This is a genomic window from Clavibacter californiensis, assembly GCF_021952865.1.
Lineage (GTDB): Bacteria > Actinomycetota > Actinomycetes > Actinomycetales > Microbacteriaceae > Clavibacter > Clavibacter californiensis.
This window is the reverse complement of the sequence record NZ_CP040792.1, coordinates 1,737,877-1,759,774: the sequence shown is the minus strand read 5'-3', so window position 1 is coordinate 1,759,774 and position 21,898 is coordinate 1,737,877. Positions and strand designations below refer to the sequence as shown.

Here is a 21,898-nt window from a genome sequence, read left to right as displayed (position 1 = left end):
TCACCCACATGCGCGGGTGTCCTCGTTGCGGACCGAGTCACTGATGCGCCACGAACCGTCGGCGATCTTGACTGCCTTCATCTGGAGAGCCACGGCAGCATCACGTTGCGGCGTCACATCATTGCCCTGTTCATCCACTGTCCTCGTCCCGCTGATGTCGAGGCAGGCCTGTGCAGTCATGTACTCCGACCCCTCTGTGTCTGCCCCTCGATCCGTGACTCGGAAGCCTCTGGCCGTCGCCTTGCCGATGACCTTCTGATGGTTGTCCGCGCTGTACTTGAGCGAGTCGAGTTCTCCTTGAAGCGCCGACCCCGTGAGCAACGGGGTCAAATCGCCCTCGGTCTCGCGACTGAGATCGATCCCGACGAAGCGCGTGAACAGATCTTGGAACGTGCCCTCGTCCTGCTGCTCCTGCGTGAGGGACGGGGTCGGGGCGGGCGTGGGTGCTGGGGGCGAGGAGGGGGCGCATCCGGTGAGCAAGTGGAAGGTGGCGAGGACGGCCACCGAGACGGCGACCGCTCCCCCTCGTCGCAGCGGGATGCGCGGTCGGTCGTTCACGTTCGTCTCCCCTGGGCGGTGCGGATCCCGCGCGGGAGCAGGCGCTCGTGCGCCGTGCGTCGCGGGTCCAGGAAAGGTAGCGGGGGTCGCGGAAGGCGGACGTGGTCGCTCCACACCATGCCGGGCGCGTACGGCGCTGCCGCCTGTGGAGGACGAGCGCGCGGGATGATGGGCCCATGACGATTCCCGGCGCGTGGGTGCGCGCGGCCCGTGGGGCGATGCTGCTGACGCCGGACGGGATGCCGGGCACCACCGTGTTCGCGGAGATGAGCGCGCTGGCCGCGGCGACCGGCGCGATCAACCTCGGTCAGGGGTTCCCCGACGAGGACGGGCCCCGCGAGGTGCTCGAGGCCGCCCGTGCCGCGATCTCGGCCGGCATGAACCAGTACCCGCCGGGGCGCGGCACGCCGGAGCTGCGGTCGGCGATCGCTGCGCACCAGGCGCGCTTCTACGGTCTCGCCGTGGATCCGGATACGGAGGTCCTCGTCACCGCCGGCGCGACCGAGGCCCTCTCCGCCACGTTGCTCGCGCTGGTCGAGGAGGGCGACGAGGTCGTGACGCTCGAGCCGTTCTACGACGCGTACGGGGCGCTCATCTCGCTGGCCCGCGGGATCCACCGGACCGTGCCGCTGCGCGCCCCCGACTTCCAGCCCCAGCTCGACGACCTCCGCCGGGTCATCACCGACCGCACCCGCGTGATCCTCCTCAACGACCCGCACAACCCCACCGGCACGGTGCTCAGCCGCGAGGTGCGGGAGCTCGTGGTCGAGCTCGCCGTCGCGCACGACGCGGTGATCGTCACGGACGAGGTCTACGAGCACCTCGTCTTCGACGCACCCCACGTGCCCGTCGCGACGCTGCCCGGGGCGCGCGAGCGCACGGTGACGATCTCCTCGGGCGGCAAGACGTTCCGCACCACGGGGTGGAAGGTCGGCTGGCTGACCGCGCCCGCCCCGCTCGTGTCGGCGATCCTCGCGGTGAAGCAGTTCCTGACCTTCGTGAACGGGGCGCCGTTCCAGCCCGCCATCGCGACCGGCCTCGCGCTGCCCGACGCGGTGTACGAGGAGATCGCGGACGACCTCGGGTGGAAGCGCGACGTCCTCGCGGCGGGCCTGACCGCGGCGGGCTTCCGGATCCACCTGCCCGCCGCCGGGTACTTCATCGTCGCGGACGCGGCCCCGCTCGGCTTCCCCGACGCCCGCGAGCTGTGCCTGCGCCTCCCGCAGCTGGCCGGCGTCGTCGGCGTGCCGCTGTCCGCCTTCTGCCATGCGCCGCTCGCCGCGGAGCACGCGTCCCTCGTGCGGTTCGCCTTCTGCAAGCGGATCGACGTCCTCGAGGAGGCGGCGAGGCGGCTCGGCGCGCTAGCGGCAGGGACCGCCTGAGCCGGCACCCTGGTACCAGCCTCCTGCGCGAGACGGGGGCCGGAGGGGGGACGCCGCCCCGACGGCCCCGCCCCTAACGTTGCTTCCGCGGGCGCTGGGCCCGCGCACCCACCCTGAGGAGGCAGCGCGCATGATCGTCGCTGAGAACCTGACCAAGCGCTACGGCGCGAAGACCGCCGTGGACGGCGTGAGCTTCACCGTCCAGCCGGGCATGGTGACCGGATTCCTCGGTCCGAACGGCGCCGGCAAGTCCACCACGATGCGCATGATCGTGGGTCTCGACCGCCCCACGTCCGGCACGGTGACCGTCAACGGCCGCCCCTACCGCGACCTCCAGGCCCCGCTCCACGAGGTCGGCGCGCTCCTCGACGCCAAGGCCGTCCACACGGGCCGCTCCGCCTACAACCACCTGCTCGCGATGGCGGCCACGCACGGGATCCCGCGCTCGCGGGTGGACGAGGTCATCGAGATGACGGGCCTGCAGCCGGTCGCCAAGAAGCGCGTCGGCGGCTTCTCCCTCGGCATGGGACAGCGCCTCGGCATCGCCGTCGCCCTCCTCGGGGACCCGCGCACGCTGATCCTCGACGAGCCCGTCAACGGCCTCGACCCCGAGGGCGTCATGTGGGTGCGCAACATCACCCGCTACCTCGCCGGCCAGGGACGCACCGTCCTCCTCTCCTCGCACCTCATGAGCGAGATGGCGCAGACGGCCGACCACCTCATCGTCCTCGGGCGAGGTCGCGTGCTCGCCGACGCGCCCGTCGCGGCGGTCGTCGCGGGGGCCACGAGCGGCCTCGTCCGCGTCCGCTCCCCGCACGCCGACCAGCTCGGCCAGGCGGTGGCGCGGCCGGACGTCGTGGTCACCAGCGTCGAGCGCGACGTGATCGAGATCACCGGCCTCACGGCCGCGCAGGTCGGCGACGCGGCGATGTCCGCGGGTGTCGTGCTGCACGAGCTCACGCCCGTCACCGCGTCCCTCGAGGACGCCTACCTGTCGCTCACGCAGGGCGACGTCGAGTACCACAGCGCCGCAGTCGGCACGACCGAGCAGGAGATCGCACGATGACCGCCACCAGCACGACCTACGCGCCCGCACCGGTGTCCACGGGTCGGCCCACGCTCTCCCGCCTGATGCGCTCCGAGTGGATCAAGCTCCGGACGCTGCGGTCCACCGTCTGGTGCTTCGCGCTCGTCTTCCTCCTGCTCGCCGGCTTCTCGGCGCTCTTCACGCCGTTCGTCGTGGACCAGCTCCGGACGCAGCTGTCCCTCCCCGGAGTCCCCGCGACGGACCTGCTCCTCCAGGTGGGCCTCAGCGGCGTCACCCTGTCGATGCTCGTCGCCGGCGTGCTCGGCGTGCTGGTGATCAGCGGCGAGTACTCGACCGGAATGATCCGCTCGTCCTTCAGCGCCGCGCCGCGCCGCCTGGGCGTCGTCGCCGCGAAGGCGATCGTCTACACGGTGGTGACGTTCGTCATCACCGCGATCGCGGTGGCCGCCGCGCTCCTCATCGCCCGCGGGTACTTCGCGTCCGCCGGCGCCGAGGTCGACGTGCTGGACGGCGACTTCCTGCTCGCGGCCCTCGGCGGCGTGCTCTTCGTCGTGCTCATCGGCCTGATGGGCTTCGGCTTCGGACTGCTGCTGCGCAACGGCGCGGCGGGGATCGGCGCCCTCGTCGGCCTCGTGCTCGTCGTGCCGATCGTCGGCCAGCTGCTCGGCGGCGTGCTCGACTGGGTCGCGGATCTCGCGCCGTACTTCCCCCTGAGCGCCGGCAACCGGCTCTACAGCATGGCCACGGGAGCGCCCGGTGAGCTCGAGTTCTGGCAGGCGCTGCTCGTCATGCTCGGGTGGGTCGCCGTGATCCTGGTGCCCGCGATGGTCCTCGCCCGGAAGCGGGACGCCTGATCGACGCGGGACGGAGGGCGCCGTCGGGCGCGGCGGACACCGCCGCGCCCGACGGCGTCCGCCTGCCCACCCCGCCGGGCGCCTTCCGCGGCTGGATGGCCCGGCACCCGCGAGCGGTCGACGCGGTCATCGCCATCGCGTTCACCCTGCTGTCGGTGAGCGCGGCTCCCGTCGTCGGGAGCAGATCCCCCGGCCTCGCCGGCGGCCTGGCGCTGGCGGCGTTCAGCGTCCTGACGGGCGTCGCCCTCATGTTCCGACGCAGCCGACCCGTCATGGTCCTCGCCGTCTCGGGGGCGGCGGCCGCCGCGGGCGCCCTCGTGTCCGGCGCCTTCGACGGCGGGGCCGTCCCGCTCGCGCTCTACGCGCTGGCCGTCTACGGGTCGGCCCGGCACGCGTGGATCGGGTTCGGCGGCGTCGCCGTCCTCATCGCGGTCGTCGCGCCGGCGACGGCGGGCGAGGGCCCCATGGCCCTGTCGATCGCCTCCATGCTCCTCATCAACCTGATCCTCCCGCTCATCGCGACGCTCATCGGGATCAACGTGGGCGGGCGCAAGCGCTACGTCGAGGCGCTGCGGGACCTCGCCATGCAGCTCGCCCGCGAGCGCGACCAGCAGGCGCGGCTCGCCACCGCGGCGGAACGGACGCGGATCGCGCGCGAGATTCACGACATCGTCGCCCACGGGATCACGGTCATGGTGACCCTCGCCGACGGGGCGGCCGCGAGCGCCGTCGCCCGACCGGAGCTCGCCCGCGACGCGATGCGCGAGGTCGCCGAGACCGGTCGCACCTCCCTGTCCGAGATGCGCCGCATGCTGGGCGTCCTCGCCGAGGAGCCCGGCACGGGCGACGCCGCCCCGCCGTCGCTCCGAGCTCCCCAACCCGGGCACGCCGACCTCGCCGCCCTGGTCGACTCGTTCCGCTCCACCGGCCTCCCGGTGCGCTTCACCAGCACGGGCACGCCGCCCGACGACCCGGGACGGCAGCTGGCCGTCTTCCGCGTCGTGCAGGAGTCGCTGACCAACGTGCTCAGGTACGCGCCGAACGCCGACCGGGTCGAGGTGAAGCTCGACCACCGTCCGGAGGAGATCATCGTCGAGGTCACGGACGACGACCTCACGGGACCCGTCGTGCCGCCCGTCCCCGGCAGCGGCCGCGGCCTCGTGGGCGTCGCGGAGCGCATGGCGGTGTACGGCGGCAGCGCGACCGCCGGACGACGCGATGGCGGCGGCTGGCGCGTGCTGGCCACCATGCCCAGCGGGCTCCACGACGTGCGACCGGGCGACGCGACCCGTGCCCCCGGACCCACCTACAGCCCCCGCCTCCAGGAGGACCGATGACCGACAGCATCACCCCCGTCCGCGTGCTCATCGTGGACGACCAGGCGCTCGTGCGCATGGGCTTCCGCATGGTGCTCGACGCCGAGCCCGGGATCGAGGTGGTGGGCGAGGCCGCCGACGGCCGCGCGGCCGTGGAGCGCACGGGCACCCTCGCCCCCGACATCGTGCTCATGGACGTGCGGATGCCCGGGATGGACGGCATCGACGCCACCGCCGAGATCGTCGCCCGCCACCCGGCGACGCGCGTCATCGTGCTGACCACGTTCGACCTCGACGAGTACGCGTTCGCCGGGCTGCGCGCCGGCGCGAGCGGGTTCCTGGTGAAGGACACCCGGCCGGAGCACCTGATGGAGGCGATCCGCGCGGTCGCCGACGGCGACGCCGCCATCTCGCCCCGGGTCACCCGGCGCATGATCGAGCTGCTCGGTCCGACGATGCCCGCGACCGGCGGAGCGGCCGGCACGGGCGAGGGCGCCGCCGATCCACGCCTGCGACCGCTGACCGCGCGCGAGCTGGAGGTGCTCACGGCGCTGGCCGAGGGGCTCACCAACCAGGAGATCGCCGGACGCCTGTACCTGTCGGAGTCGACGGTGAAGACGCACGTGGGCCGGGTGCTCGCCAAGCTCGAGGTGCGGGATCGCGTGCAGGCAGTGATCCTCGCCTACGACTGCGGGCTCGTGCGGCCCGGCGCATGACGCGCCGGCGACCGCGGTCTCCGGCGACCCGCGCGGCGAGGGAGGATGGATGCTCCGGCCGCCCGCCGGGACTACCCCACAGGAGCGCGATGACCACGACCACCGCGGACGCGCGGGCCTCCCGCCTCCTCCCCGCCGCTCGCCGCGCCGCCGACCCGCCCGCGGGCGACCCCGGCTCGGGGACCCGCACGGGATCCGACACCAGCCTGCTCGAGCGCGCGTCGACCCCGCCTGTCTGGAGCTGCGTGGTCTGGAACGACCCCGTCAACCTCATGACCTACGTCTCGTACGTGTTCCGCAGCTACTTCGGCTTCCCCCGCGAGCGCGCCGACGAGCTCATGCTCCGCGTGCACGAGGACGGCCGGGCGGTCGTCGCCACGGGGATCCGCGAGGAGATCGAGCGCCACGTCCTGGCGATGCACGGCTACGGCCTGTGGGCCACGCTCGAGCGGGTGGACGCGTGAGGGCCTTCCGCGCGCGCCCCGACGGCACGGTCGCCGCGCACCTCGAGCCGCACGAGGTCGCCATGCTGCGCGGCCTGCTCGGCGAGCTCCGCGGGATCCTGGACGAGGGCGCCTCGCCCGGCGGCGCCACGGACGGCGCCGCCCCCTCCCCCGTCGTCGCGCGCCTGCTGCCCGACGCGTACCCGGACGACGCCGAGGCGTCCGCCGAGTTCCGGCGCTTCACGGCGTCGGACCTCAGCGACGCGAAGGCCGCGAACGCGACCGCGGTGGAGGCGACGCTGGCGGAGGCCGACGCGCGCGGGGCCGGCCGGCGCGGGCTGCTCGTGGTGCTGGATCCGACGGGCGCGCAGGCCTGGCTCCGCACCCTCAACGACCTCCGGCTCGCGATCTCCGTGCCGCTGCGCATCGACGAGGCGGACGGCTGGCGCGACCGCGCGCCGCAGGAGAGCGCGAGCCTGTACGACTGGCTGACGTTCGCGCAGGGATCGCTCATCGAGGCCGTCGACCGCTGAGCGTCCGCCCGCCGCGACCAGCTCGCCAGCTCGGCGGCGCGCGACGGCGAGCATGATGGAGGGGACCCGCGGATCAGCCGACCCGACGGGTCCCGTCCGCAGGAGAGGATCAGCATGCGCGTCGTCGTCATCGGAGCGACCGGGAACCTCGGCACCGGGGTGCTGCGCCGCCTCCACGCCGCAGGCGCCGAGATCGTGGGCGTCGCCCGGCGCATGCCCGACGCCTCCCTCGAGCCGTACTCCGCGGTCACCTGGCGCCTCGCCGACATCGGTGCGGCGGGCGCGGTCTCGGGGCTCGCCGCCACCATGCGCGGCGCCGACGCCGTGATCCACCTCGGCTGGGCGCTGCAGCCGAACCACCGCGAGCGCGTGATGCACCGCACCAACGTCATCGGGACGGCGCACGTGCTCGAGGCCGTCGCCCAGGCGGGCGTCCCGCAGGTGGTCGTCGCCTCGTCGGTCGGCGCGTACAGCGCGGCGCCGAAGGACCGGCCGCGCGACGATACGTGGCCCACCGGCGGGATCCACACCTCCCACTACTCCCGGCACAAGGCCGAGAACGAGCGCGCGATGGACGCGTTCGAGCAGGCGCACCCGGAGATCGTCGTGACGCGCATGCGGCCCGGGCTCGTGATGCACGACGAGGCTGCGGCCGAGATCGCCGGGCTCTTCCTCGGGCGCTGGATCCCGACCCGCTGGCTCGGCCTCGCCACCCGCACCCCGGTGCTGCCGCTCCCCCGCGAGCTGGTCTCGCAGGTCGTGCACAACGAGGACGTCGCGGACGCGTTCTGGCGCGCGGTGGAGCGGCGCGCTCCGGGAGCGTTCAACGTCGCGGCGGATCCGGTCGTCGACCCCGCGCTCGTCGGCCGCCTGCTCGACGCGCGCGTCGTGACGGTGCCGCTTCCGGCGCTCCGCGCGCTCGTGTCGGCCAGCTGGCGGCTGCGCGTTCAGCGGACGGATCCGGGCTGGATCGACATCGCCGCGAACGTGCCCGTCATGTCGACCGCGCGCACCCGCGAGGTGCTGGGCTGGGTGCCGACGCACACGGCGGAGGAGGTCCTGGTCGAGTTCGGCCGCGCCTTCGTGCACCGCACCGGGCGCGAGGGCTCGGCGCCGCTCGCCGGATGACCGAGGATGCCGAGTTCGTCGCGGCGGCCCTCGAGCGGGAGGGCGCGTGGTACCGCGCCGAGGCGGAGCGGGAGCGGCTGCGCTCCGACCTGGAGTTCGTGGGCGCGTCCGTCGGCGCCGTGCGCGGGACGGTGCGCGACCTGGGCCGGCGGCGGCCGGGCATGACCCGGGACGAGGCCGCCGCCCTCGCGTCCGAGCTGTGGCGGTCGCGCGTCTACGAGCGGAGGCTCGCGGCCGTCGTGCTGCTCCAGGAGCACGTCGACGCGCTCGACAACGGCGACCTGACGCGCATCGAGGGCTTCGTGCGGGACGCGCGGCTGCGCGCGCTCGTGGATCCGCTCGCCCTCGACGTCATCGGCCCGCTCGTCGAGCGGCTGGCCGGTGCCGCGCGCGCCCGGGCCGACCAGGCGCTCGACCGCTGGGCGGGCGAGGCGGACGTGTGGCTCCGCCGGGCGGCCCTGCTCTCGTCGACGCGTCCGCTCCGGGCCGGCGGCGGCGACTGGGACGGGTTCCTCCGTCGCGCCCGCACCGCGCAGGCGGCCCCTCGCGGTGGGCACGACGTGGTGCGCGAGGCGGTCGAGCGCGTGCGGGACATCGTCGCCGAGACACGACCTGATCTCGCCTGACGCCCCCGCTGACCGCGGGTAGGTTCGGCACATGACCTTCGACGACGACGCCCGCATCGACAGCAGCAAGGTCACGCGGCGTCGCGGCGGCAGGGGACGCACGACTGGCATCGCGGCCGGCGGCGGCGGGCTCCTGGTGGTGGTCGCGGTGATACTCGTGCAGCAGCTCACGGGCGTCGACCTGTCGCAGCTCGTCGACGGGACCGGCGGCGCGGGCGGCGCGGACTCGTCGCAGGGGCAGGACGAGGCGATCGAGGGCTGCACGACCGGCGCGGAGGCGAACGCGAGCGTCGAGTGCCGGATGGCGGGCGCGGCCGACTCGCTCGACACCTACTGGACGACCGCGGCATCCGAGGTCGGCGTCGCCTCCTACGCCAGCCCGGGCTTCTCCCTGTTCGACGCCGCGACGAGCACCGGATGCGGCGAGGCGACGAGCGCCACCGGCCCGTTCTACTGCCCGCCGGATCGGCGCCTCTTCGTCGACGTCACCTTCTTCGACGAGCTGCGCACGCGCTTCGGCGCCTCGGGCGGGCCGCTCGCGCAGATGTACGTCGTCGGGCACGAGTGGGGCCACCACATCCAGCAGCTCTCGGGCGCGTTCGACCGCGCCGACCGGAGCGGGACGGGACCGGACTCCGACTCGGTGCGGCTCGAGGTGCAGGCCGACTGCTACGCGGGCGCATGGGTAGGCGCGGCCGCCGAGGTGCGGGACGACACGGGGACCGCGTTCCTCGAGCCCGTGTCCGCGACCGAGGTGGCGGACGCGCTCGACGCCGCGGCCGCCGTGGGCGACGACCGCATCCAGGCGAAGGCGGGCGGAGGGGTGGATCCGGACACCTGGACGCACGGGTCGGCCGAGCAGCGTCAGCGCTGGTTCGAGGCCGGTCGCGCCGGCGGCCCCACGGCGTGCGACACGTTCTCGGTCCCGGGCAGCGCGCTCTAGGCCGCGCGCCCAGGACCGGCCGCCGTCACTCCGCGGCGGGCGCGGGCGGATCCGTGCGGAAGCCGACCAGTCGATGCGTGCCGTCGCAGTAGGGCTTGATCGACGAGACGCCGCAGCGGCAGAGCGCGACCGTGCTGCGCGTCCGCGGGATCGGGCGGCCCTCGGGGTCCACGATCTCGAAGTCGCCGCGGACGAGCAGCGGGCCGTCGGGATACGCGATGATGCGCGCGGCCTCGGGAGCGGTCGATCGTGCGGGCGCCCGGCCCGACGCGGGCGCGTCGTCCGCGGACGTCGCGCTCACGCGGCGACCACGGCGGCCGTCGACCCCTCGCGCAGCGACGACCGCCCGGCCTGCCAGCTCGCCAGCACGTGCGCCCCGACCCAGCCCTCGACCTCGAGGCACGCGGCGGCGCCGAACAGCACGTCGTCGAGGAGCTCGGGCTCCGACTCCACGAGCCCGCCCGCGAGGTCGTGCGCCGCGATCTGCTCGTGCACGGCGTCGGCCTCGACGTGCTCGTCGTAGTACCAGGCGACGTCGTCGCCGAAGCCGAGGCGGCGGATCCCGCTCGCGTAGAGGCGGCTGGGCACGCTCGACGTCATCTCGAACGCGGCCAGGTGCCCGACGATCGCGCCGCGGAGGCGCCGGTGCAGGCCGAACAGCGACATGGCGTTCGACGACGCGAACGTGATCGCGGGCACGTCGTCGAGGTACGCGCCGTAGCGGTCGTCGAGGCCGACGCCGCGGAGGGTCGCGCCGAAGATCGTCGCGTGGACGCGCTCGGGCCGGCCGCCGCCGTACTCGTCGGCCTGGATCTCCACGAGCGCCGCCTTGGCGCGACCGCGGAGTCGCGGGATCGCCCAGGAGTGCGGGTCGGCCTCGCCGAGCGTGTAGATCGAGCGCTGCACCAGGAACTCGCGGAGCTGCTCGAGGCTCGCCTTCCGCGCGACGAACCGCGAGAGGGACGGGCCGGAGTCGGCCGAGGTGAGCGCGAAGAGCGCGGCCGCGACGCCGGCTGACGTGGGTTCGGGGCGGTCGGGGACGGGCACGCGGTCGCGCAGGGCGGCCTCGAAGGCATGCTCGAGGATCCCTCGGACGGCGATGAGGCGCGGGTCCCACTCGCGGTCGTCGTCCACCCCCTCGAGGCCGGCGTGGTGCAGCTCGTAGAGGCAGAACAGAGCCAGCTGGACGTCGTCGTCGCGGACCACGTCGTCCGTCGCGGCGAGCGCCTCCGCGGCGAGCGCCGCGAGGTCGGGGGCGGAGGCGATGGCGCGCGCGTCGGCTGCGGTGCCGACGGCGGCGTCGGATCCGGCCGGGGACAGCGCGGAGGATCCCCCGGCGAGGTCGGCGAGGAGCGCGGCGCTGAGCGGGCCGCGCGCGGCGGGCAGGGGCGAAGGAGGAGTGCGAACCGCTTCGTGGGCGGTCGCGAGCAGATCGGTCATGCATCCACCCTCCTCCGTCTCCGGTCCGCGCGGCCGGGCGTGTCGCCGCCCTCCCCCGGGCAGTGGTACGGCCTGGCGAGGGCGCCGAGGACGATGCTGCTGCCGCGCGCGCATCCGGGATACTGCGGAGTGGTCCGCACCCGGCGGGCCAGGCCCACACGAGGAGGTGCCCATGCGACGCGGCACCAACCTGCCCGCCATCGGCGGCTACAACCGCACCGTCGTCCTCGATGCGGTGCGCCGCGCGGCCGAGGGCGCGAGCCGCTCCGAGATCGCCGAGCGCACGGGCCTCAGCGCGCAGACCGTCACCAACGTGACCCGCCGCCTGATCGACGAGGGGCTCGTGCGCGAGGGCGGCACCGTGATCCGCGGCCCGGGCAAGCCGCGCACCCTCCTGCACCTCGTGGCCGACGGGCGCTTCGCGGTGGGCGTGCACGTGGATCCCGCGGTCATCACCTCCGTGCTGCTCGACCTCGAGGGCACGGTGCTCCGGCACGTCAGCAGCCCCACGCCCTCCGCGTCCCGACCCGACGAGGTGGTGGCGCTCGTGGCACGGCTGGTGGACGGGCTCATCGCCGACGCGGGGGTCGACCGGCAGTCCGTGCTCGGGGTGGGTCTCGCCGCGCCGGGTCCCATCGACGTCGGCGCGGGCCTCGTGCTGGATCCGCCGATGCTCCCCCGCTGGCGCCACGTGCCGCTGCGCTCGGCCCTCAGCACCGCGACCGGCCTGCCGGTGCTGCTCGAGAAGGACGTGACCGCGGCGGCCGTCGCCGAGCTCTGGTTCGGCCCCGGGGATCGTCGCCACCTCGCGTTCGTGTACTACGGCACGGGCTTCGGCACCGGGCTCGTGCTCGGCGGCGAGCCCGTGCGGGGAGCCAGCTCCAACGCCGGGGACGCCGGCCACATCATGGTGGCCTCGCGCGGCAGGCGGTGCACGTGCGGGCGCGTCGGGTGCGTGGGCGAGCTGATCACCCCGCACGCGCTCGTGCGCCAGGCCGTCGAGGGCGGCGTGCTCGGGGCCGGGGATGTGTCGGACGCGGCGCTCGCGGAGTCCGCGGCGAGCGGCGACGCGGTCGACATGCGGCTGATCGGCGAGGCCTTCCACGCACTCGCGGCCCGCGCGGACGCGGAGGACGGGCCCGCCCGCCGGATCGTGGAGGCCGCGGCCCGGCACCTCGCGCGCGCCATCGTGATCCAGGTGAACCTGCTCGACGTCGACGAGGTCGTCTGCGGCGGCCCCTTCTGGCACCCGATCGCGCGCCTGGTGCTGGAGACGCTGCCCGAGGAGGTGCGGCGGTCCCCCGCGCTCATCGCCAAGCACCCCGTGCGGGTGGTCGAGTCGGCGGTCGGCGAGGACGTCGCGGCAGTGGGCGCCGCGTGCCTCGTGCTGGACAACGCGTTCTCGCCGCGCCCGTCGGCGATGCTCATCCGCGGATAGCCGCCCGCGCTCCGCCGCGCGCTGCCGCCGGACCGTCCTCCCGCCGGACCGTCCTCCCGCCGGAGCGTCCTCCCGCCGGAGCGTCCTCCCGCCGCGCCCGTGACCGGATCGACACCATGATGTCTTGACATGGATTAGTCCATACGTTTGGCTAACCCTCGACGGTCCGCGAAGACGCCGACCGTCCGAGCCAGTGGAGCAAGGGAGCACCATGACGAATCGAACGCCTCGCCGCAGGACGCGGGCCCGCATCCTCCAGATCACGGCGGCGTCCGTCGCCGCCCTCCTCCTCGCCACCGGCTGCTCGGGCGGCGCGGGCGGCGGGGACGACGGGAAGACCATCAAGGTCGCGTACCAGAAGTTCGGCACCTTCACCCAGATGGACGCCCACATGAAGGAGACCGCGAAGACCTTCGAGGCCGCCAACCCCGGCATGAAGGTCGAGTTCGTCCCCATCGCCGCGCAGAACGACGACTACTTCACCAAGCTCGCGCTGATGAACCGCTCGGCCTCGACCGCCCCGGACGTCATGTACGAGGACACCTTCAAGGTGAAGTCCGACGCGGCCGCCGGCTACCTCCTCCCCCTCGACGACCAGGTCGCGAAGTGGGACGACTGGTCCAAGTTCTACGACTCCGCCAAGCAGGCGGGCGTCGGCGAGGACGGCAAGGTGTACGGGATCCCGATGGGCACCGACACGCGCGCCCTCTGGTACAACAAGGACCTCTTCCAGAAGGCCGGCCTCCCGGTCCCGTGGGAGCCCAAGACCTGGGACGATGTCCTCGACGCGGCGAAGACCATCAAGCAGAAGATGCCGGACGTGATCCCCCTCAACGTCTACTCGGGCAAGCCGCAGGGCGAGGGCGCGACGATGCAGGGCTTCGAGATGCTGCACTACGGAACCCCCACCGGCACCCTCTACGACGACTCGACGAGCAAGTGGATCACGGGCTCGCAGGGCTTCGAGGACTCGCTCGGCTTCATCCGCGACGTCTACCAGGGCGGCATCGGCCCGAAGCCCGAGGAGGCGCTCGACACCAACATCGGCACCATCGTCGCCGGCCAGTGGATCCCCCAGGGCAAGCTCGCCATCGACCTCGACGGCTCGTGGCTGAGCGGCACCTGGCTCGACACGGGCACGAACCCGTGGCCCGAGTGGAGCGACGTGATGGGCCAGGCCCCCATGCCCACGCAGGACGGCCAGGCGCCAGGCGCCGTCAGCATGTCGGGCGGCTGGACCCTGGCGGTCGGCGCCAAGACGAAGGCCCCCGACAAGGCTTTCGAGTTCATCGCCGACGCGCTCGACAAGGACGGGTCGCAGTCGTACGACATCGCGGCGAGCCAGATCGCGGTCCGCAGCGACGTGGCCGAGGACCCGGAGTACGTGGCGTCGAACCCGACGTTCGAGTTCTTCTCCTCGATCGTCGACAAGACCCACTTCCGCCCCGCGACCACCGACTACAGCCGCATCTCCAACGCGATCACCGTGGCGATGGAGTCGGTGATGACCGGCCAGCAGTCGCCCGAGGAGGCCGCGGCCGCGTACGACCAGGCCCTCGTCGGCATCGTCGGCGAGGACGGGACGCAGAAGGCGAAGGGCTGACGGTGGCCACCATCGCCCCCGTCCCGGTCGGCCGCGACGCCGCTGCGCGGAGCGCCGACCGGCGGGGCGCGGCGGGGTCCGGCGGCGCTCCGGGCGCGGGCGGGCCGCCCCCGGCCCGCCCCGGCCGGGCCCGCGCCCGCGCGCTCCGCACCGGCGCGCGCACCATCCCGCTGATCCCCTCCATGGTCCTGCTCGCCCTGTTCCTCCTCGGCCCCGTGATCTCGAGCCTCTACGGCTCCTTCACCGACGCGTCCCTCACCGGGTACGCAGCCGGCGGCGCGCAGTTCATCGGGTTCGACAACTACACGGCGCTCTTCGCGGATCCCGACTTCCCGAAGTCGGTGCTCCTCACGCTCGCGTTCGTCTTCTTCTCGGCGGTCGTCGGGCAGAACGTCGTGGGCCTCGGGCTGGCTCTGCTGATGCGGCAGGGGAACCGGGCCGTCCGCGCGATCGTCGGCACCTTCGTCATCGCGGCGTGGGTGCTGCCGGAGATCGTGGCCGCATTCGCCGCGTACGCGTTCTTCAACGACTCGGGCACGCTCAACACGATCCTCGGCTGGTTCGGGATCCAGGGCGCGAACTGGCTCTACGGACTGCCGCTGCTCTCGGTGATCCTCGCGAACGTATGGCGCGGATCCGCCTTCTCCATGCTCGTCTACGCGGCGGCCGTGCAGGAGGTGCCGCCGGAGATCACCGAGTCGGCCGAGGTGGACGGCGCGACCGGCTGGCAGCGGCTCGTCTTCATCACGCTGCCGGTGATCCGCCGCAGCATCTCGACGAACCTGATGCTCACCACGCTGCAGACGCTGTCGGTCTTCACCCTCATCTTCGTGATGACGGGCGGCGGCCCCGGCACTTCCAGCTCGACCCTGCCGATCCTCGCCTACCAGGAGGCGTTCCAGTTCTCGCAGCTGGGCTTCGGCACCGCGATCGCCACGATCATGCTGCTCGTCGGAGCGGTGTTCAGCGTGATCTACATCAGGGCTCTGCGCCCGGAGGTGGACTGACCATGGCCGTGACCACGATGACCCCGCCCGCCACCCGGCCGGCGCGAGCGAGGCGGGCGGCCCGACCGCCCGGCTCCCGCATGACCTCACCGAGCGGACGTGTGATGCGGGCTGTCGCGAACGGCGTGCTGGTGCTCGTCGCGCTGTGCTTCGCGGTGCCGCTCGTGTGGCTCCTGCTCGCGGCCTTCGATCCGTCCGCGACGCTGTCGGCGAAGGTGCCGAGCGAGTTCACGCTGGACAACTTCCGGGCCGTGCTCACGCCCGAGATCTCCTTCATCCCGCTGATGAACAGCCTCGTGCTCTCGGGCGGCTGCGCCATCGTGACGGTGGTGGTCGCGATCCTCGCGGCCTACCCGCTGTCGCGGTACCGGATGCGGATCAACAAGCCGTTCCTCTACGGGATCCTGTTCGGCACATGCCTTCCCATCACCGCCATGATGGTGCCCGTCTACAGCCTCTTCGTCACGCTCGACCTCATCGACTCGATCGGCGGCACGGTCTTCTTCCTCGCCGCCACGAGCCTGCCGATGGCGATCTGGATGGCGAAGAACTTCATGGACTCCGTGCCGATCTCCCTCGAGGAGGCCGCGTGGACCGACGGCGCGTCGATGATGCGCACGCTCACCCACATCGTCGTGCCGCTCATGCGGCCGGGGATCGCGGTGGTGTTCATCTTCGTGTTCATCCAGGCGTGGGGGAACTTCTTCGTGCCCTTCATCCTGCTGCTGAGCCCGGACAAGCAGCCGGCCGCCGTGAGCATCTTCAACTTCTTCGGGCAGTACGGCTCCGTCGCGTACGGCCAGCTCGCGGCGTTCTCGCTCGTCTACTCCGTGCCCGTCATCGCGCTGTACGTGCTCGTCTCGCGCACGCTCGGCGGATCCAACGCGCTGGCCGGCGCCGTGAAGGGCTGACCGGCCGGCGCATCCATCCGCACCACCGCACCACCCGCCGCCGGACGCCGACGCCCGCGCGGCGCACGCTGGAGACACCCGCCCGCGGTCCGCCGCGCCATCGACTGGAGACGACCATGCCCCCCACCACCGCGCTCGCCGAGGCCCGCGTCGAGCGGTTCGTCCGCGACCGCCTCGTGCCGAACGTCCACCGCCGACGGATGCCGCTCGCGATCGAGGCGTGGGACGCGCCGGGCGAACCCGTGCCGTTCGCCGAGGCGGTGCGGCAGGACTACCGGCCGTTCGCCGTCGGCACGCCGTGGAGCAGGGCATGGGGCACGACGTGGTTCCACATCACCGGCACCGTGCCGGACGACGGGGCCGCGGACGGCACCGCGCTCGAGGTGATCGTCGACCTCGGCTTCAGCGACCGGCAGCCCGGTTTCCAGGCCGAGGGCCTCGTCCACCGGCCCGACGGCAGCGTCGTGAAGGCCATCGAGCCGTACAACGGCTACGTGCCGCTCGAAGCGATCGGTGCCGGCACCGCGCCGGGGACGCGCATCGACCTCTGGATCGAGGCGGCGTCGAACCCCGACATCGGCGGCGACTCCTTCCACGGCGAGACGCCGCTCGGCGACCCCGCCACCGCGGGCGACGACTCCATCTACCGGCTGCGCACGATGGACCTCGCGTGGCGCGACGAGGCCGTCTGGGAGCTCGACCGCGACGTGTGGACGCTGCAGGGGCTCATGGGCCAGCTGGATCCGGCGTCGTCGCGGCGCGCGGAGATCCTCGCCGCCCTCGAGCGCATGTGCGACGCGGTGGATCCGGACGACGTCGCCGGCACCGCCCCCGCCGGCCGGAGGGCGCTCGAGGCCGTGCTGGCCGCGCCCGCCCACGCGAGCGCGCACCGCGTCACGGCGGTCGGACACGCGCACATCGACTCGGCCTGGCTCTGGCCCGTGCGCGAGACCCGACGCAAGGTCGCCCGCACCTTCTCGAACGTGCTCGCGCTCATGGACGAGGATCCCGACTTCGTGTTCGCCGCCTCCAGCGCGCAGCAGTACGCGTGGCTGAAGGAGGACCATCCCGAGCTGTTCGAGCGGCTGCGGCAGCGCGTGGCCGAGGGCCGGTTCGTCCCCGTCGGCGGGATGTGGGTCGAGTCGGACACGAACATGCCGGGCGGCGAGGCCCTGGTCCGCCAGCTCGTGCACGGCAAGCGGTTCTTCCTCGAGGAGTTCGGGATCGACGCCCGCGAGGTGTGGCTGCCCGACTCGTTCGGCTACACGGGCGCGCTGCCGCAGATCGTGCGCGGTGCCGGCGCCGAGTACTTCTTCACGCAGAAGCAGTCGTGGAACGAGACGAACACGATGCCGCACCACACCTTCCTCTGGGAGGGCATCGACGGCAGCCGCGTCTTCACGCACTTCCCGCCGGTGGACTCCTACAACTCCGACCTCTCCGGGGAGGACCTCGCGCGCGCCGAGCGGCAGCACGCCGAGAAGGCCGTGAGCAACGCGTCCATCGTCCCGTTCGGCTGGGGCGACGGCGGCGGCGGGCCGACCCGCGAGATGACGGCGGCGGCGCACCGCACGCGCGATCTCGAGGGGTCGCCGCGCGTGACGCTCGGCACGCCGCTCGCGTTCTTCGACGCCGCGAAGGCCGAGATCCGGGACCCGCACGTGTGGTCGGGAGAGATGTACCTCGAGTTCCACCGCGGCACGTACACATCGCAGGCGCGCACGAAGCAGGGCAACCGGCGCAGCGAGCACCTGCTGCGTGAGGCGGAGCTGTGGCTCGCGACCGCCGCGGTCCGCGACCTCGGCGAGTACCCGCACGACGAGCTCGACGCCCTGTGGCGCACGGTGCTGCTGCTGCAGTTCCACGACATCCTGCCCGGCACCTCCATCGCCTGGGTGCACCAGGAGGCCGAGCGCGAGCACGCCCGCGTGCAGGGCCGCCTGCGCGAGCTCGTCGCGGACGCGCAGTCCGCGCTCGCGGGAACCGGCGACCGGCGCATCGCGTTCAACGCGGCACCTGTGGACGCGGACGGCGTCGGCGCGCTGTCGGCCGGGGTCGTGGATCCCGCGCCCGCCTCCCCCGCGCCCGTCGCGGACGGCGACGGCTGGGTCATCGACAACGGACTCGTCCGGGCGCGCGTCGACGCGGACGGCACCGTCTCGTCGCTCGTCGACGCGGCGTCCGGCCGCGACCTCGTCGCCCCCGGCCAGCGCCTCGGCCTCCTGCAGCTGTTCCGCGACACCCCGAACCAGTGGGACGCGTGGGACATCGACGACGCCTACCGCCGCAACCGCACCGACCTCACCGAGGTGGCGGACGTGCGGATCGACGGCGCGGCCCTCGTGGTCGAGCGCGCGTTCGGCGCCTCGCGCGTCACCCAGACCTGGACGCTCCCGGCGGGCGAACCCGAGCTGCAGGTGGTCACCGACGTCGACTGGCACGAGCGGCAGAAGCTCCTCAAGCTCGCGTTCCCGCTCGACGTGCACGCCGACCGCGCCGCGTCCGAGGTCCAGTTCGGCCACGTGCAGCGGGTGACGCACGCGAACACGTCGTGGGAGACCGCGCGCTTCGAGACGGTGGCGCACCGCTGGGTGCACGTGGGCGAGCCGGGCTTCGGGGTCGCGGTCGCGAACGACGCGACGTACGGGCACGACGTGACGCGGATCCCCCGCCCCGACGGCGGCAGCGCGACCCTCGTGCGCCAGTCGCTGCTCCGGGCGCCCGTGTTCCCCGACCCGCACGCGGACCAGGGCCGTCACGTTCTGCGCTCCGCGGTCCGGGTCGCGCCGGATGTGCTCGACGCCGCCGACGCGGGCTACCGGCTCAACCTGCCGGTGCGCGAGGTCCGTGGCGACCACCGCGTCGACCCGCTCGTCGCCTCGTCGAACGCGGCCGTCGTGATCGAGGCCGTCAAGCTCGCCGAGGACCGCTCGGGCGACCTCGTCGTGCGGCTCTACGAGGCGCGCGGCGGCCGCGAGCGCACGGTCGTGCGGGTGGATCCGGCCGCCGGCCTCGGCGACGCCCTCCGCACGGACCTCGTGGAGCGGCCCCTCGAGGGCGCCGTCCCGGAGCCGTCCGCCGACGGGGTCGAGCTGACCCTGAGGCCGTTCGAGATCGCGACGCTGCGGTTCGCCCGCGGCTAGTCGTGCGTCGTGCGGTGGGGCGCCCTGTCAGTCGACCGGCGGCAGCCCCGCCGCGACGCGCGCGACCCGCGCGGTCTCGGCGTGCTCGGCCCGCCAGAACGCGGCGTCGCCCTCGGGCAGGTTGCCGCTGTCCGGGCGGAGCCCCGCGGCTCCGTCCACGAGCTCGCGGAGGACGTCCGCGTGCCCCGCGTGCCGGTTGAGCTCGGCGATGAGATGCACGGCGATCCGCTGCACGGTCACGCGCCCGGCCTCCGCAGGCCACCACGGCACGCGGCCGACGGCGTCGAGCGGCAGCGCCCGGAGCGTGGCCTCGGAGTGCGCGCCGACCCGCTCGGAGAGGCCCACGATATCGGCCCGGGACTCCTCCGCGGTGGCGCGCATGTCGGCGTTCGGCGGCGCGTCCTCCTCCATCCACGGCAGCTGCTCGGGGAACGGCCGGCCGAAGACGAACCCGAGGTAGCCGGCCTCCACGCCCGCCGCGTGCTTCACGAGCCCGAGCAGGTTGGATCCCGTCGGCACGAGCGGCCGGCGCACGTCGTGCTCGCCGAGGCCGTCGAGCTTCCAGACGAGCACCTCCCGTGCGAGCCGGAGGTGGCGGATGAGGTCGTCGCGCACGGCGTCGTCGCCGGGATCGGACGGGGTCGCGGAGGAGGGCTGCGCTGCGGTCATGCCGCGAGCATCCCAGCCGCCTCCGACGTCCGTCCAGCCCGGCGGGTGAGCCCCGGCGTCGATCGCGCGCCCCGGAGAGGGGGCGCGCGACGGTCCGTCCCGGGCCCGACCTCCCGGGAGGATGGACGGGGGCCGACGACCGGCCCCGGACCGGGAGGCCCGCATGGACGCCGACGACACGACCGCCGACGGCGCTGCCGCCATCCACGCCGACGGTCCCGCCGACCCGGGCCACAGCAGGCGCGCCCTCGCCCGCATTGGCTCCCGCGCCGTTGCCGCCTGGATCGCGGAGGTCGTGACCCCGCGACGGCGTCTCGTGGCGCTCGGCGTCGCGCTGGTCGCGGGCGTCGCCATGGCGCTGCTGATCGAGCCCGTGCTCGTTCGCGCGGACGGCCCCGAGGGCGCGCTTCCCGGAGCGATCGTGCTCGGAGCGGTGGTGGGCAGCGCCGCGGCCGTGATCCCGATCTCGATCTGGCTCGCGCGCGCGATCCGCCGCCACCCGACGGTCGCCGGGACGCACCCGGCCTGGCGGGACGCGGCCCTCCTCGACGCGGCTGTGGACCCGCGCGGCCGGGTGGCCCTCGCCCCCGGGACCGCCGGACGCGTGTCCACGGAGTCCCGCCGGGCGATCGCGCAGGCGGCCACGCCCGTGCCCGGGGCTCTCGTCCTCAGCGTCATGGCGCTCGTCGGGCTCCCCGCCTACGCCCTCGCGGGAGACCCAGGCACCCTGCTGTGGTTCGCCCCGATCTACCTCGTCATGTCCGCGTCGACCCTCTGGACCCAGTCCCTCGCCGCCGGCCGCATGGCACTCCTCCGCGACGCCGCCGACGCGGAGCTCGCCCTCCCCGAGTCCGAGCGCACCGTCGCGCCGCCCGTCGTGCCGCCGCACGGCACCCGCCTGCCCTGACGAACGCCGCACCCAGGGGATTCCCCCGCGCGGGGAATACGGTGGACGCATGAAGGCGCTCCAGTACACCCGCATCGGATCCCACCCCGAGGTCGTCGAGATCGAGAAGCCCGTCCCCGGGCCCGGTCAGGTCCTCCTCCGCGTCACCGCCGCCGGCGTCTGCCACTCGGACGAGTACGTGATGGGCCTCTCGGAGGAGGAGTACCGCGCCGCCGGCTACCCGCTCCCCCTGACGCTCGGCCACGAGGGCGCGGGCGTCGTCGAATCGCTGGGCGCGGGCGTCGAGCACCTCGCCGTCGGAGACGCCGTCGCGGTCTACGGCCCGTGGGGCTGCGGCCGCTGCCACGCGTGCGCCGAGGGCCGGGAGAACCACTGCGAGAACGCCGCCGCCGAGGGGATCCAGCCTCCCGGGCTCGGCGCGCCCGGAGCCATGGCCGAGTACATGATCGTCGACGACCCGCGCCACCTCGTACCCCTCGGCGACCTCGACCCCGTGGCCAACGTCTCGCTCACCGACGCCGGCCTCACCCCGTACCACGCGATCAAGACGTCGCTGCCGAAGCTCGGCGCGGGCACCTTCGCCGTCGTCATCGGCACGGGCGGGCTCGGCCACGTCGCGATCCAGATCCTCCGCGCCCTCAGCGGCGCCACCGTCATCGCCCTCGACGTCACCGACGAGAAGCTCGACCTCGCCCGCCACGTCGGCGCGCACCACACGGTGATCAGCGACCAGGACGCCGCCGACGGCATCCGCGCCATCACCGGTGGCCGGGGCGTGCAGGCCGTCTTCGACTTCGTCGGCGCGACCCCCACCATGGCGACGGCCCTCCAGGTGGTCGAGCCGGTCGGCGACGTCACGATCGTCGGCATCGGGGGCGGCACGGCCGAGGTCGGATTCGGGACCATCGCGTTCGACGCCGCCGTGCGGATCCCCTATTGGGGCAGCCGCTCCGAGCTGATCGAGGTGCTCGACCTCGCGCGCTCGGGCCAGGTGACCGTCGAGACGCAGCGGTACGCGCTGGAGGACGGCCCGGACGCCTACGCCGCGCTCGCCGCGGGCACCGTCCGCGGGCGCGCGGTGATCGTGCCGTAGCGACGCGGATCGTCGGCGGATGCGGGCCGGCGGACGAGCGTGCATGCCGCGGCGGGAATGCGTCCGTGGAGCTCCTCCAGCGGTCGGCGACCGAACCGCGGGACCGTCGGCGACGAACATTACGCGCGACCGACGAGCCG

Annotated in this window: 21 protein-coding genes; 17 read left to right on the top strand and 4 right to left on the bottom strand. The window is 73.8% G+C overall.

Annotated features, from left to right (window positions below; all coding sequences use genetic code 11):
* Positions 1-558, bottom strand: coding sequence for a hypothetical protein (locus tag FGD68_RS08555; RefSeq protein ID WP_119372461.1), 558 nt, complete (start codon positions 556-558; stop codon positions 1-3).
* 176 nt (positions 559-734) lie between these two features.
* Here FGD68_RS08555 and FGD68_RS08550 point away from each other — a divergent pair, with 176 nt between their 5' ends.
* From FGD68_RS08550 to ypfJ, 10 genes are all read left to right on the top strand, one after another.
* Positions 735-1,940 carry an aminotransferase class I/II-fold pyridoxal phosphate-dependent enzyme gene (locus FGD68_RS08550; protein WP_119372462.1) on the top strand — a complete coding sequence of 402 codons (1,206 nt, stop codon included), beginning with the start codon at positions 735-737 and terminating at the stop codon, positions 1,938-1,940.
* A 130-nt stretch (positions 1,941-2,070) separates the two neighbouring features.
* The gene (locus FGD68_RS08545) at positions 2,071-3,006 is read left to right on the top strand and encodes an ABC transporter ATP-binding protein (protein ID WP_119372463.1); all 936 of its coding nucleotides are present in this window, start codon (positions 2,071-2,073) and stop codon (positions 3,004-3,006) included.
* A complete protein-coding gene (locus tag FGD68_RS08540) occupies positions 3,003-3,842 on the top strand; it encodes an ABC transporter permease subunit (protein WP_119372464.1) in 840 nt (279 codons plus the stop codon). The genes FGD68_RS08545 and FGD68_RS08540 overlap by 4 nt, the downstream gene beginning before the upstream one ends.
* A gap of 95 nt (positions 3,843-3,937) precedes the next feature.
* Positions 3,938-5,179, top strand: a complete 1,242-nt coding sequence (locus FGD68_RS08535; protein WP_119372465.1) for a sensor histidine kinase — start codon at positions 3,938-3,940, stop codon at positions 5,177-5,179.
* Positions 5,176-5,874: a response regulator transcription factor gene (locus FGD68_RS08530; RefSeq protein ID WP_104235493.1), complete on the top strand. Its 699-nt coding sequence runs from the start codon at positions 5,176-5,178 to the stop codon at positions 5,872-5,874. Before FGD68_RS08535 ends, FGD68_RS08530 begins: the two co-directional genes overlap by 4 nt.
* 89 nt (positions 5,875-5,963) lie before the next feature.
* Complete coding sequence (gene clpS / locus FGD68_RS08525; RefSeq protein WP_043587445.1) at positions 5,964-6,338, top strand: ATP-dependent Clp protease adapter ClpS; 375 nt, start codon at positions 5,964-5,966, stop codon at positions 6,336-6,338.
* Positions 6,335-6,850: a DUF2017 family protein gene (locus tag FGD68_RS08520; RefSeq protein ID WP_237609359.1), complete on the top strand. Its 516-nt coding sequence runs from the start codon at positions 6,335-6,337 to the stop codon at positions 6,848-6,850. Before clpS ends, FGD68_RS08520 begins: the two co-directional genes overlap by 4 nt.
* A 114-nt stretch (positions 6,851-6,964) precedes the next feature.
* Positions 6,965-7,978, top strand: a complete 1,014-nt coding sequence (locus FGD68_RS08515; protein ID WP_119373856.1) for an NAD-dependent epimerase/dehydratase family protein — start codon at positions 6,965-6,967, stop codon at positions 7,976-7,978.
* Entirely contained in the window at positions 7,975-8,604 is a 630-nt protein-coding gene (locus FGD68_RS08510) for a DNA alkylation repair protein (RefSeq protein ID WP_237609358.1), read from the top strand. The genes FGD68_RS08515 and FGD68_RS08510 overlap by 4 nt, the downstream gene beginning before the upstream one ends.
* Before the next feature lie 31 nt (positions 8,605-8,635).
* Positions 8,636-9,547: a KPN_02809 family neutral zinc metallopeptidase gene (ypfJ, locus tag FGD68_RS08505; protein ID WP_119373287.1), complete on the top strand. Its 912-nt coding sequence runs from the start codon at positions 8,636-8,638 to the stop codon at positions 9,545-9,547.
* Positions 9,548-9,572: 25 nt separating this feature from the next.
* On the opposite strand, the gene FGD68_RS08500 is transcribed toward ypfJ, so the two are convergent.
* Entirely contained in the window at positions 9,573-9,848 is a 276-nt protein-coding gene (locus FGD68_RS08500) for a CDGSH iron-sulfur domain-containing protein (protein ID WP_119373288.1), read from the bottom strand.
* Positions 9,845-10,987, bottom strand: coding sequence for an iron-containing redox enzyme family protein (locus FGD68_RS08495; protein ID WP_119373289.1), 1,143 nt, complete (start codon positions 10,985-10,987; stop codon positions 9,845-9,847). Before FGD68_RS08495 ends, FGD68_RS08500 begins: the two co-directional genes overlap by 4 nt.
* A gap of 172 nt (positions 10,988-11,159) precedes the next feature.
* Between FGD68_RS08495 and FGD68_RS08490 the strand changes: the two genes are divergently transcribed.
* From FGD68_RS08490 to FGD68_RS08470, 5 genes are all read left to right on the top strand, one after another.
* The gene (locus FGD68_RS08490; protein ID WP_104235501.1) at positions 11,160-12,425 is read left to right on the top strand and encodes an ROK family protein; all 1,266 of its coding nucleotides are present in this window, start codon (positions 11,160-11,162) and stop codon (positions 12,423-12,425) included.
* A 211-nt stretch (positions 12,426-12,636) separates the two neighbouring features.
* Positions 12,637-14,028, top strand: coding sequence for an extracellular solute-binding protein (locus FGD68_RS08485; RefSeq protein WP_237609357.1), 1,392 nt, complete (start codon positions 12,637-12,639; stop codon positions 14,026-14,028).
* 2 nt (positions 14,029-14,030) lie between these two features.
* Positions 14,031-15,035: a carbohydrate ABC transporter permease gene (locus FGD68_RS08480; RefSeq protein ID WP_237609356.1), complete on the top strand. Its 1,005-nt coding sequence runs from the start codon at positions 14,031-14,033 to the stop codon at positions 15,033-15,035.
* A gap of 2 nt (positions 15,036-15,037) precedes the next feature.
* A complete protein-coding gene (locus tag FGD68_RS08475; RefSeq protein WP_104235504.1) occupies positions 15,038-15,946 on the top strand; it encodes a carbohydrate ABC transporter permease in 909 nt (302 codons plus the stop codon).
* 116 nt (positions 15,947-16,062) lie between these two features.
* Positions 16,063-19,089, top strand: coding sequence for an alpha-mannosidase (locus tag FGD68_RS08470; RefSeq protein ID WP_237609354.1), 3,027 nt, complete (start codon positions 16,063-16,065; stop codon positions 19,087-19,089).
* 27 nt (positions 19,090-19,116) lie between these two features.
* Here the strand turns inward: FGD68_RS08470 and FGD68_RS08465 are convergent, their stop codons facing one another.
* Positions 19,117-19,758 (bottom strand): DinB family protein, encoded by a 642-nt coding sequence (locus FGD68_RS08465; RefSeq protein WP_237609353.1) that lies wholly within the window; start codon positions 19,756-19,758, stop codon positions 19,117-19,119.
* A 163-nt stretch (positions 19,759-19,921) separates the two neighbouring features.
* Here FGD68_RS08465 and FGD68_RS08460 point away from each other — a divergent pair, with 163 nt between their 5' ends.
* Positions 19,922-20,665 (top strand): hypothetical protein, encoded by a 744-nt coding sequence (locus tag FGD68_RS08460; RefSeq protein WP_237609352.1) that lies wholly within the window; start codon positions 19,922-19,924, stop codon positions 20,663-20,665.
* Positions 20,666-20,714: 49 nt separating this feature from the next.
* Positions 20,715-21,758 (top strand): NAD(P)-dependent alcohol dehydrogenase, encoded by a 1,044-nt coding sequence (locus tag FGD68_RS08455; protein WP_119372466.1) that lies wholly within the window; start codon positions 20,715-20,717, stop codon positions 21,756-21,758.
* Positions 21,759-21,898 lie beyond the last annotated feature (140 nt).